The sequence below is a fragment of the Limnospira sp. genome (assembly GCF_051859755.1).
GTDB classification, from domain to species: domain Bacteria; phylum Cyanobacteriota; class Cyanobacteriia; order Cyanobacteriales; family Microcoleaceae; genus Limnospira; species Limnospira fusiformis.
This window is the reverse complement of the sequence record NZ_JBIMLI010000056.1, coordinates 16271-28790: the sequence shown is the minus strand read 5'-3', so window position 1 is coordinate 28790 and position 12520 is coordinate 16271. Positions and strand designations below refer to the sequence as shown.

The 12520-nt window shown below is 44.2% G+C and carries 11 protein-coding genes; 5 read left to right on the top strand and 6 right to left on the bottom strand.

Translation table 11 applies throughout. From position 1 onward, the window contains the following. Positions 1-228: 228 nt before the first annotated feature. Both ACTIE0_RS11895 and ACTIE0_RS11890 read left to right on the top strand, forming a co-directional pair. Positions 229-1719, top strand: a complete 1491-nt coding sequence (locus tag ACTIE0_RS11895; RefSeq protein WP_006670417.1) for a calcium-binding protein — start codon at positions 229-231, stop codon at positions 1717-1719. Between the two features lie 88 nt (positions 1720-1807). Beyond that, complete coding sequence (locus ACTIE0_RS11890; RefSeq protein ID WP_006625632.1) at positions 1808-2152, top strand: hypothetical protein; 345 nt, start codon at positions 1808-1810, stop codon at positions 2150-2152. A gap of 24 nt (positions 2153-2176) precedes the next feature. Here ACTIE0_RS11890 and ACTIE0_RS11885 read toward each other — a convergent pair whose 3' ends face one another. Then, the gene (locus ACTIE0_RS11885; RefSeq protein ID WP_006625631.1) at positions 2177-2839 is read right to left on the bottom strand and encodes a class I SAM-dependent methyltransferase; all 663 of its coding nucleotides are present in this window, start codon (positions 2837-2839) and stop codon (positions 2177-2179) included. Between the two features lie 103 nt (positions 2840-2942). Here ACTIE0_RS11885 and ACTIE0_RS11880 point away from each other — a divergent pair, with 103 nt between their 5' ends. Next, positions 2943-3446, top strand: coding sequence for a sterol desaturase family protein (locus ACTIE0_RS11880; protein WP_006625630.1), 504 nt, complete (start codon positions 2943-2945; stop codon positions 3444-3446). A gap of 373 nt (positions 3447-3819) precedes the next feature. On the opposite strand, the gene ACTIE0_RS11875 is transcribed toward ACTIE0_RS11880, so the two are convergent. Beyond that, complete coding sequence (locus ACTIE0_RS11875; protein ID WP_006670418.1) at positions 3820-5703, bottom strand: alpha/beta hydrolase; 1884 nt, start codon at positions 5701-5703, stop codon at positions 3820-3822. Between the two features lie 461 nt (positions 5704-6164). On the opposite strand from ACTIE0_RS11875, the gene ACTIE0_RS11870 reads away from it, so the two are divergent. Beyond that, a complete protein-coding gene (locus ACTIE0_RS11870; RefSeq protein ID WP_006670419.1) occupies positions 6165-7049 on the top strand; it encodes a hypothetical protein in 885 nt (294 codons plus the stop codon). Between the two features lie 24 nt (positions 7050-7073). Here ACTIE0_RS11870 and ACTIE0_RS11865 read toward each other — a convergent pair whose 3' ends face one another. The 4 genes from ACTIE0_RS11865 to ACTIE0_RS11850 form a co-directional block, all read right to left on the bottom strand. Then, positions 7074-8084: a patatin-like phospholipase family protein gene (locus ACTIE0_RS11865; protein ID WP_006670420.1), complete on the bottom strand. Its 1011-nt coding sequence runs from the start codon at positions 8082-8084 to the stop codon at positions 7074-7076. 30 nt (positions 8085-8114) lie between these two features. Beyond that, positions 8115-8747 carry an HAD-IB family phosphatase gene (locus ACTIE0_RS11860; RefSeq protein WP_006625625.1) on the bottom strand — a complete coding sequence of 211 codons (633 nt, stop codon included), beginning with the start codon at positions 8745-8747 and terminating at the stop codon, positions 8115-8117. Positions 8748-9273: 526 nt separating this feature from the next. Continuing rightward, positions 9274-9504 carry a hypothetical protein gene (locus ACTIE0_RS11855; RefSeq protein ID WP_046319685.1) on the bottom strand — a complete coding sequence of 77 codons (231 nt, stop codon included), beginning with the start codon at positions 9502-9504 and terminating at the stop codon, positions 9274-9276. Positions 9505-9899: 395 nt separating this feature from the next. After that, entirely contained in the window at positions 9900-10982 is a 1083-nt protein-coding gene (locus ACTIE0_RS11850) for a metallophosphoesterase family protein (protein ID WP_006670422.1), read from the bottom strand. 74 nt (positions 10983-11056) lie between these two features. Between ACTIE0_RS11850 and ACTIE0_RS11845 the strand changes: the two genes are divergently transcribed. After that, positions 11057-12505, top strand: a complete 1449-nt coding sequence (locus ACTIE0_RS11845; protein WP_006670423.1) for a YcjF family protein — start codon at positions 11057-11059, stop codon at positions 12503-12505. The last annotated feature ends 15 nt before the right edge of the window (positions 12506-12520 follow it).

Sequence of the window (12520 nt, the reverse complement as noted above, 5' to 3'; positions counted from 1 at the left end):
TTTATCCTCAACCCTTCTCGCTTATTATACTGTATTGCCCTAAAATATTAACCGAATTTGTGATTAAATCATGCTCTTGAATTTGATATTGGCGCTTATGAATTTTCAACCATAACTGAACCGGAACCTGAACCGGAACCTGAACCGGAAGTTGAACCGACTCCTGAACCGGAACCGACTCCTGAACCGGAACCGACTCCTGAACCGGAACCGACTCCTGAACCAGAGGTGGAACCCGAACCGGAAGTTGAACCGACTCCTGAACCGGAACCGACTCCTGAACCGGAAATTGAACCGGAACCGGAAGTCGAACCGGAAGTTGAACCGACTCCTGAACCGGAAGTCGAACCGACTCCTGAACCGGAAGTGGAACCCGAACCGGAAGTTGAACCGACTCCTGAACCAGAGGTGGAACCCGAACCGGAAGTCGAACCGACTCCTGAACCGGAACCGACTCCTGAACCGGAAGTCGAACCGACTCCTGAACCGGAAGTGGAACCCGAACCGGAAGTGGAACCGACTCCCGAACCGGAAGTGGGGGTTGAACCTACTCCTGAAGCACAACCGCAACCACAACCGCAACCACAACCGCAACCACAACCGCAACCGCAACCGCAACCGCAACCGGAAGAGACTCCTATTGCTGGACCTGTTCCTGTACCGGAAACTACTCCAGAAAGCAACCTTCAACCAGAGTCGGAATTAACTCCAGTGGTGACACCAAGACTAATACAACCATTAGACATCAGTGGTAGTATTAATATCCCATTGGTAAATATTCCCAGTTTGAATATTGATTCAATCCGCTTAATTAATGTGACTGAGGAGACCCTAGAAGGAACGGAAGCCGACGACTTCAAAGTGGGTACATCGATGGCTGAATCGATATATGGACGGGGTGGAAATGACACGATTTTTGGAATGGGAGGAGACGATAATTTAGAAGGAGGATTTGGGAATAATCTGTTGTGGGGAGGTGAAGGTAATGACTTCATCTTGGGAGGACCGGGAAATGATACTTTATATGGCGGTCAAGGTGATGATTTCCTGTTGGGAGGAGAAGGAAATGATGTAATTTGGGGAGACATCGGAAATGATACTATTGACGGCGGCGAGGGAGATGATTTAATCTTCGGCGGCGAGGGAGATGATTTAATCCTGGGAGGATTTGGGAATAATACGATTTATGGGGGTCAAGGAAATGATACTATCCACGGAGGAGATGGTAATGATTTAATCTTCGGAAATCAAGGAGCTGATTACCTACAAGGAAATCAGGGTAATGATACGATTTATGGAGGTCAAGACAATGATACTCTGTTAGGAATTGCGGGTAATAATCTCCTGTTGGGAAATCTCGGAAATGATTTTCTGGTAGGTGGTTTAGAATCTGATACTCTCTATGGCGGTCAGGGAAATGATACGCTAATTGGCGGGGATGGAGATGATTTCCTGAGTGGTGATAAGGGTAATGATCTTCTGATTGGGGGTGCAGGTCGCGATACTTTTGCGATCGCTTACGGACAAGATACGATCGCTGATTTGGAAGTGGGTGTTGACCAAATCTGGATCACGGCAGCTCTAGATCCTCGACAATTAGCGATCGCTCAAATTGACACCGGATCTCAAATCATCATCGCCGACACCGGAGAGGTCTTAGCCTTCTTAAATGGAGTGGAAGCGACTACCATAGATATAGAAGATTTTACCTTCTTCTAATTCGATGACCCCATCCATCTTCAAAATCATATATTTGCCACACTTAACCGATTTCGGTAAAGTAAACCAAAGGTAAATATTTGTCAATATGAAATTGAAGATTCTACTCACAACTGTGCTGGTGGTTTTCTGCGCTTGGGTGATACCAGTCCAAGCCGCAGAACCCCTCAAAACCTATTCCCTGAACATCCTACCAGAGATGTCCAGACAGAGCATCAAACTTGATCCCCCTGTCACCCAGATGACTGTCAGGATACTAAAGCCTGGAGATGTGGCTATTCCCTGTGGTGATGGTCAACAGACCTATACCTGCACTTCTGGGAAACTCCTCTGGATTCAATCTGACCAGGATCAGCCTATCAGCCAATTTTGGGGTCAGAATACGGCAGAAAAGCCTGTATATCTGACCCTAGAGGTTTTTCAGCAGCTATAGTCTCGAGAAGTTTAAGATGATTCGTCAAATTTGACGATGTGCAATCACTGCATAAAACGGGTCGCCGCCACCGAGTCCTAACATTTGCAAGACCGGGGGGACAGATGACTGATTGATAATTACTTCAGGGACGCTGAAGCCGGGTAATTCCCCACTACGGACTGAGTTAAAGTAGCTTTCTACGAGTTTGACTCGCTGGGGTTCTGTTCCGTCTCGCCATGCGGCGATCGCTTTTTGAAAAAACATCCGGTTAGAGAAACTCACAATCACCACTCCCCCCGGTTTTAAGACACGATGAATTTCACTAAATACGGCTTCAGGATACTGTAAATACTGTACTGATACGCAGATTAACACGGCATCAAATTCGCGATCGCCTAATGGTAATTTCGGGTCTTTATTCAGATCCTGAACAAAATAATGGTTCAGTTGACGGTTACGCGCCAACTCCTCCTCATTCATACCGTGTCCCTCTACATGGGAGAATTTCCGATCATCCGGGAGATGAGACACCCAGCTACTCATCAAGTCCAACACTCTGCTATTGTCTGAAAGGCGATCGCTATATAACCCCCTTAACCTATCAATAAATCCCTCGTCAACATGGGTCACAAATCGCGGATACTCATAAAATAATCTATCCTCGGTTTCGTCTAGTTTACTCCGTTGCTTCCCTGGTAACAACATCCCTAAATTTCTCCTATCCTAGATGATTCTCAAGTTTAACCTAACTATTAATTAAATTTAATCTCTATTGGTTACACTAGCCGCAAATTCTGAGGGTGAAGCCGTGACCGTTATCAAGATTATTCTCATAGCCGTGGTCTTACTATTGACCGGGGATTTCATCTCAACTTTTTTCTATCATGTCCCTGAACATATTTTCGGGAAATATCATGGCGCTGTTCATCATAGCCATAACCGCAGTTTTATTCGCTATGCGATCGCTACCCAAAATCCCCTCGTTTTAATTACTGGATTCTTAGCCGCCTTTCCCTATCTCCTCTTTTTACCTATCTTTGGGTCGATTTCTCCCACCGGTACTATCCTGGGTTTAGTTTTAGCACAATCTCATGTACAATTTCGTCATCTTTCCCCCACTACATGGACTACACCCAACACCATAAACTACATCTGTAAACTTCTCTGTATCACCACCCCAGAAAGACATTGGCAACATCATCGTAACTCCCGAATTGCCTACGGTGATATCTTTACATTCTACGATAAACCTGCTCAATTGTGGTTTAAATTTCTCCTACAATTTAAGCAGAAAATGTCATCCCAATTATAATGGGTAATTAACCATCAATCATTACTTCCCTATTCCTTGATCGCTGCTGCTTTAGCATACTTTGATTAATGCAAATATCATAAAATGGCGTTTTTGTCAATACCCCTAAAAAGGCTGGCCAACTTTAGCGCGAAAACTCGTGCATCGCCAGCTTAATCTTTTGGTCAGAGAATAATTTTAATCGCGACAGGATAGGGGTTGTAGCCTTTATTTTTGCATATAGACAGGGTAAGCCCTTGGGATCCATTTCTTTTAGGATACCACAACCCCTATAATCTCGTCAACTTTTGGCGAGCAATTGGCAATTAAATTGTATTAATTCTTAACATTCTTGAGAAAATCAAATCTATCTCACCGGAGAAATTAGCAAAACCTATTCAATATGGGGCTTAGAAAAGGGTTGACTGGGACGAAAACGAATAGGAGTATTTTCAATGAGTTGGTAAATGGTGGCTAAAGTATCTGACCGAGAGAGTTCATAGCGGGTAATCAGAAATTGTATAATCTCAAAACTGGGAGTATCAACCCAGTAATAGGCGCCGTGAACATCAATTTTATTAGCAAAGTATAAGAGGGCATTTACTAAATCTATGGGTAAAGCCGTCCCGGCGTTTAACTTCCATTTAACGCCATTTATCTTAGACATTTGGGAACAGTCGAAGTAGTTAAACTTTTCAAACAAATCATAAGCGGAGGTAGGTTCAACGGCAGCCTGAGAATTGACCATAATCCGAATAAATGGTCGATATTCCTCTTGGTCATCATGTGTTTTAACTGTTTTTAGGTAAACATTTCCCAAGCGTAAGCCAGACATAGCGACGCTGGGTTCACTAAACCAATTACCCAAAACAGAAAGGTAACGCAGGACGAGATCGCGATCGCTAGAAAACAAATAAATTTCCCGACAGCGGAGAATAGCGGATCGCACATAATTATTGCGTCCCTCCCGCAAAAATTCTAAGGGGATATCTGGAGCAGATAAAATCAAGCGGTCAAGGCGCAAGTATTCCCCCATATCATTGCCTTGTTGAACTAAGCGATCCTCTTTCCCAAAGCGATCGGATAGAATTCGCAGAACATTAACCACCAATAGGCAGCCCATGCTATGACCAATCAGATTAACGTTCAAGGTAGGGAGGGGGGATAATCGCGGTTGTTCCCCCGGTAAAAAAGGCATAGAAGCATAGGGATTATCTCCCAGCGCCTTATCAAGTCGCCAGAAGAACTCTGCTAGGTCTGGTGCGCCGTAGTGAATAATGCGATAGCGATCGCGCTGATAGACGACAATCCGCAGCAACTGGAATAGGAATAGCCACAGAAGAAACACGCTAAAAGCCACCCACAGCCATTGGCTAATTAAACCAGCCAGAGCATCCCAGGTTATCCATTGCCACAGGGAATCAACAATCGGTTTAATTCCCCATATTGTCAACAGGGGGGCTATTAATAAGCCTAGGACAAAATATAACACAGAGCCGCCCCCAAAAGCTGCGAGAGCCAGACCTACGAGAAACTTTAAAGAAATCCCCCAATAGCGGAAAGGGTCAGTCCATAGACCGGGACTCAAAATCGGTCTTTCTCCCGGCCAGTGATAGCCGATATAGACACTTTTTTCTTCCAAGGTTCCCACCTGATTAATGGGTCCTTTGAGGGAAAGAGACTCCGCCTCATTCACAAAAGCGGGGTAGAACCTTTCTGGGGGGGTGGCATAGCCGTGGGTACGGAGGGTAATGCGATTAAAATTCGCCAAGCGCATCATCTGACCTAGTTCAGCGATATTGAACAGGGGACGAAAGCGATCGCGACTGGGTAATTGGCGGTCAACATTTAGGGAACTCGGGGCGGTGCTGACCACTAAAAAAATATTGCTATGGTAGCGATCGGCATAAACTTCAAAGTTGCGACTGATCGCCTGAGTAAATTCTCGATTATGCCAACTATTGAGAGTGCGGATCACATAATCCTCATTTACCTGAGTCTCAAAGCCTGGGTATTCCAGGAGGTTACAAGACGATCGCAACACCGAGGCGATCTCTGCTTCGGAAGTGTAACCCCCATAGGTCGGCAGTCCCTCCACAGTCCCGGGTTTGGTATTGGGGGGATATGGGTAGCCAAGCTGGACAATGCGAGCTTTCGTCCAAGCGTCTGAAAACGGAGCGGTATTCCGAACAATTGATTCTAACCATCGGCGATCGTTTTCCAAGGTATCGCGATGCCAATAGAAGGGTAGGGTTTGGTAGCTGCGCTCAGTTCCCATATTGATTATCTATGAGTTATTGGGAGTTATATTATCAAACCGCAATTTAGCATTTTTGGCAATATCCCGCCGTCACCAACCCCTGGGTCTGTTTCTTCCCTAAGACATAAATTTTATCGGTTCCCAAAAACTAATGCGATCGGCTAGAAGCCTTAAATAATAGGAAAATTTCCACACTTAACATCAGGGATCAAGGAAACTTAGCCTTTCAATAACTCAAAACAGGTGATATATTATGAAGGCTTTTTGAGTCTGTTGTGGTGTTCAGAGCCTATCCTAAGCCTATTTCCCTTAGATGATAACCACCATCATAGCCACTCAATTCACTATAAACGGGGATAAAAACCATGTAAAACAATTGAACATTTGATTGTGCATCTTGTCAATATTGAAGGCTCCATAGATTATGAAAAGCCTCAAGTTGTCAGCTTCATAAATTTAGGAATTTTTGATTTTTAGTTATGGCGAAAAATCGTGCTGTTTTCAAGCATAAACTTCCATCAGGTAAATACATCAACACCCACCGTTATCATCAGCTAAATTCTCGTCAAAAAAGGCGGATTAATTACCGAATCAATTATTACCCCACCGTGACAGGAATTACTTGGTTTCTGGTAGGTTTTTTGGGATTTTTGGCTATCTACTCAGCCAGAATTAAAATCGAAAAAACCATGGTTTCTTTCGCAAATTCACAGTCAAATAAAATCGACAAAAAGCATCAACCGACCAAGTTTCAGCAAATCAGTAGCCGTTGGTTACTAGGTCATTCCTCTGGTGTTAATGTTCCCTTGAATACCCTATTTGCAGATTTAAACAGTCTCGGTGCTTTATCAATTTGCGCCGCCGAAGGAAACTGCGAGACCAATGGAAGACGAACTTCTCTAATTGCCGGTCATTTTGACCCAGCTACTGGCATCCTAAATAAAGGTTTTTGCAGTAACCACGGACGGGGTGGAACCCTACAGGAGGCTAACCAATGGTGTCTACAACACCTCAGATCACGGTCCTTTGTGATTGAACAGCAATTTAGGGAAGTCGGAATTAATCCTAACTCACATTTAGAAGGATTTATCAATGCGATAGATTTATGGAATCAGAGTCCCTATTTCGGCGCAAAATTTCCTCAGTTATACGCTTCTGAACTACGCGGAAGAAAAAAGGGAACTGACGCTATCCTCTCAGCCAGAGTCAACTCATTTAAAATCAATGGCAGTTATGAGCAGACAACTTTGGCTCATCCTCCTATTTGTCCATATTCCATAGATGCTAAGTCCTGTGTCAGACATGATCAGTCAAGACGCATGAATGCTATCTCTGGAGTGATGGAACATTTAGGCTTAAAATAGAGGCAATTAAGAGCAATCCCTCCATTACCTTAGCAATAAATCAACAATTGCATCTAATTCCTCACTATAGTCCTCAGCCAATTGCTGACCGACACGACGAATAGCCTGCAAATTTTCGTCAGATGACTTATCTATGGGTAGCATATTTTTATCCGTCAGGGTTGTATTTATTCTCAGATACTGTTGAGGACTTCTAGTAGCATCATAAATTTGCCTCATTTGATAATCTACGGTTTCCGCCACCCCGGTCATAATAATATCAAACAGGGGAAGTAACCATTGAAACTGACCCCAATTTCTAGCCTGTTCATAAGGATATCCCTTTTTCACGTCCCCAGTTCCCAAAGATAAAATTACCATATCTTTAGCGGTGGGATTATCTGGGAGTTTGCTACGAGCTTCCGCATAAGCACACAAGGTTGGATTATTGGCGAACACTCCCCCATCAACACAGGTATACATTTCATCACCTAAAGACCTAATTGCGGCTACCTTGAAAAAAGTCGGAGCGGCTGAGGTGGCGCGAATTACGTCTCTTACATAATAGTCTTTACTAGGACTGACTACCGCATCATGTTGAGTAAAAAAGTGGGTTTTTCTCCGAGAAATTTCATAGGAGCAAATTAAGGATGGTTTTAATAACTCGCTTAACTTTAAGTCCCCAAAAAAGTTTTGCATCATTAACTCGAATTTCTCATGGGAGTATTTTTCGTTTAACAGTCCCCAAAAGTTTTTGATGGCGTGGCTACAAGGTTGGTAAAAGATATTACGACTATTTTGGTAAAAAAAGTTCCTGGCTTCTTCCGCAGAGCATCGGGGTTTAGTGGGGTCTTGTAGGTCGGGAGATAGGTAAAGACAAGTCATAATTCCCCCGGCGCTTGTCCCAGCAAATAAATCAAAATACTCGACGAGTCTAGCTTGAGGATTGCCAGTTTTTTCCTGAATTTTATGCTCGACACTTACCAAAATTTCGGCGGGTATTAATCCTCGCAAGCCACCACCGTCAATAGAGAGAACTCTGGTAAACTCTGCCATTTGTCAAACTCCTGTTAATTATGGGATTCATTAAGCATTCCAGATTTCTCGGAGACGATCGCGAATATCTAAGAAATCTGTCCAAGCTATATAGGGCTTTTTCTGCTTATCTAAATACTCAGATAAGCGATCGCGCGCAAATACCACCGGAGCAGCGATCGCCATATTTAAGTCCGTTACCGAATCCCCGATCGCAATTTTCGGGTCACCTTTATATAACTCCATTACCCGCACTTTTGCTAGTAATTCTGTGTCCCCTTCAAACTCTGAATATACCCGCAAATTCGGTCCGTCCGTCTCCACATCCACCGCATAAATCCCCGCGACCCGATTAACTAATTCTCCTAATACTGTTTCTACCATAATCCGAATCCCCCCCGATACTACCACCAACGGCACTCCTTGGCTATCCAGAAAGTCTATTAATTCCACCAGTCCAGGACGCATTTCTTTAGTTTTTGAAAACTCGATAATCTCTCCATAAGCCCTCGAGGGTATTGATTCTAGCATCCTTCGCACCCCTGAACGTAAGCTGATCTCATGGGTGTATAGTTTCGGGATAATCTCCTCTGCTGCCTCCGGTGCGAATTGCTTTAGCATCGCCACAAAGGTCTCCTCTGCTGTAATTGTCCCGTCAAAGTCACAGAAAACAACTGGTTTCATTAATTACCCTTCACCAAAAACAAAAGCATCCTAAAGTTTACCTATCAAACTGGCATCCTGGCACTATGCACATTTTTGCTATTTTGTCAACCCCTGCCTCTGGGGCTTAAAACAATATTCGTGTCTCGCCAGCAAATTTCACTCAGGCGATCGCCCACTGCTTACCTCATATTAAATACGGCAATATAGCTGTTTCAGGTTATTTCCTGGTAGCCACAGATACTCAATAACTGCTTTTACCCACACGAAGACTAACTTTAACCTATAGACTCTACTCTATCATCCTGTTCAAGGGCTGTCAAGTGGCGTATTTTCGTGGCTAGTTGGGGCAAGAATGATAATCATTTTCACTCCATAAATTCACCAAGGTTTTGTTATTTGTATCTAACCAATCGCCAACAATAACCAAGACTTATATAAATTTCCTGGGGGTAGCTTATAGTCAAAGTTGCCATTTTCCGATCACGATAGTATCAAGTCAAATGCTGTCCCTTGACAGTCTCGCGCAGTCAAACCGGACAGTTTTTCAATCCATAGAAGATACCGATGTAGCTTTTAATATCAATAACTGACGACGAATTTTCTGGGTGTAAGCATCAAACTCATCAAGTTCTGAGGTAGTAATTATAATCCCTTTTTGAGACAACCTTTGCAGTCTATCCTGGCGTATATAGCCGGACAATTTGAAGTCAGGGTGCTTTCCGTAACCGAACCCAGAAGATACTGGTAAGTGATGTGTATGAGCTTTGGTGGTCATAGTCGAGGGCTTTCGAGTTAATCATCAACAAAGTAAGCAGTAAGTCTTTAGGCTTATTCCCAAATCTATTCTTCTTTTATACAAACAAGCCATCATATTTGAGTAGGGTATGTGACCATCTATTGACCCATGGGGGGGAGTCAACAGCAACTCAAATTCAAATTTATTTAACAATCAAGCCTAAATCTATAGCGCGCCGAAGAAGGTAGGCAGGAAAATCGATACTTGACCATTGTTCATTCAATCTATCCCCTTTGTGTCTACCCTCTAGCCTCTAACTTATAACCTCTCTCTCATTTTGTCATGAATACACGATCGCCTATTGCTATAGATTGAGACTCCCTTGTAGTCGGTGAGCATAGAATACCCACATTCCCATATTCTGATGACATTGCCTATAACAGTAAAATTGTCTGATTATCGATCGCCTCACTGGCAGTAAACCCCTCAAAATACTGTCGCGGTTGGGGGGGGAAGTCAGGAAAATCAAACCTGGCATCACCGCCAGCAATATCCGCCCAAAAATAGCGCAGACGGGGGGCCAACTCCTCGGCTTCTAATTGGGAAAGACCTAGGGGATGCCCCATTAATAACCTCATCATAAACGGAAAGGAGCGATCGCCCATCCATTCCCTAGAAATACTTGCTAAGTCAGGAAAATCGGGAACTGAGACAATGCGGTGCGACTCAATTTCCAGCTTCTGTTGACCCTGATCATCCCTGGAAAAATCGAGGATACGGTAGGGGTGAGGATAACTAACCAAAGAACCGGTAGTGATATCATAAACTCCCCGCCATTGAGCAATATCCTGTACATGGAGATGACCTGTAAAAACTAACTTAACTCCCCCCTCTTCCAGAACCTCCAACAATTGGGGAGCATTCGACAACATATAACGCCGACCTAGGGGGTTAGTAGACTGTCCGGGTAGGTGTTCAATGATATTGTGGTGAATCATCACTAACACCAATTCATCGGTGGATTTAGCCAAAACACCTTTCAGCCAATCTAGCTGCTTTTCGTCCACATATCCGATCTGATTTCCCTGTTCATCAAACCAATTGGAATTGATACCAATTAAGCGCACTCCCGAGGTTAATTCGCAGGTGTAGTACAGACAACTCCTGTCTTGATAACCGCAGTGGGGATAGTATTCGGGAAACTCGGATAAACCAATTAGGGACCCTTCCCCTACGGCTAAAGGTACATCATGGTTTCCAGGAACTACATAAGCTGGATAGGGTAGGTTTTTTAGGCGATCGCTTAACCAAGCGTGATTGTCCCGTTCCCCGTGTTGGGTGAGATCTCCCGGTAGCAGCAGAAAGTCTATATCCAGCTTTTCCAGATGTTTAAAGACCTGTTCTAGCGCCGGAATGCTAACTTCCACTAAATGAAAGCGTTGAGGATGATCCCAAATGGTCTCAGGAAGGGCAATATGTAAGTCGCTGGCGATCGCAAATCGAAATTTTAGAACCATAATCTAATACTTTATCATGCAGAACTCTCAGTTTTGATCTAAACTAGAAGCAGGGTTATGGCAAATTAACGGATATGGTTGATTACTTGCGTCGTCCCATCTTAGTTGGTGGTATTGGGTTATCTGTGGTTCTCTGGCTGTGGGATACAGTGGGTGAGTCGGCGGTGGAATTGGGAGAAACAGCAATTTTTGGGGCGATCGCTTTAGGCGGTGGTCTCTGGTGGCTACAGCGAAAACTTCCTCAGTCCGACCAGAACACGAAAAATTCCCCCCCTATTAGTCGGGAAGTGACCCAAGCGGCTATTGAGGAAACGGAAACCTTAATTGATCAGTTAGCGAATCAAGCGGAAACTATCCGGGTGGGAAATGACCTCTCACCGACTCTGGCTGATTGGCGAAAGCAAGTGGCTGACTTACACACAGCTATTGATAGACAAGATTTATACCTGGCTATTACCGGGAAACCACAAGTTGGGAAAACTTCCTTAAAAACAGTTTTAGAAACCACTACCTGGACTCAGAAACATTTAACTATTACCGAAGTTGACCCGGACTCCTCGGACCATTTGCTAACCGCTGATTTAGTTGTCTTTTTGGTAGATGGTGATCTGACTGAACCTGAATATAAAACCCTTGGGAATTTGTGCGATCGCCAACGCACCCTATTGGTTTGGAATAAACAAGACCAATGTCCTTTGGAACATCAGGTAGTCGTTTTAGAAAAACTGCGCCAAACCATGGCTAACCAATTGGCGGCGACTGATATCATTGGTATTTCCGCTTCTCCGAGTCCCATTAAGGTCCGCCAATACCAGGATGAAAATTCCGTTCAAGAATGGATGGAAACACCATTACCGCAAATGGAAACACTTACCGAAAATCTCGATCGCCTTTTGACCGAGACAGGTGAGGCTTTAGTTGTGGCCACCACCTACCGAAAAGCGATCGCACTTCAGCAGACCGTTAAAACCCATTTAAACACAATTCGCCGCCAGCAAGCCATCCCCACCATAGAACAATATCAATGGGTCGCTGCTGCTGCTGCTTTTGCTAACCCAGTCCCCGCCTTAGACCTTCTCGCCACCGCTGCCATTACTTCTCAGTTAGTGCTAGACTTAGGGAAAGTCTACGGTTGCCAATTTTCCCTCGAACAAGCACAGCAACTCGCTAAAACTCTCGGTTCCCAAATGGTAAAATTAGGCTTGGTCGAGTTATCCACCAAAACCTTAACAACCCTCCTCAAAACTAACACCGTCACCTATGTGGCTGGGGGAGTTATTCAAGGTGTCACGGCGGCTTATCTAACTCGCATTGCTGGCTTGAGTTTAGTTGAGTATTTCCAAACCTGCGAAACCGGAAACAACTTTTCCTTAAATATCGAGTCCTTCTCAAATACCCTCAAGTCCGTATTCCAAAATAACCAGCAGTTGTCAACATTACAGAGTTTTGTCGGACAGGCTACTAGCCATATTATCTCACCCAGGGAAGTTTCCCCAACTAGCCCTTTATCTGCGAAGTTATAACAGCGGCGGCGGGTC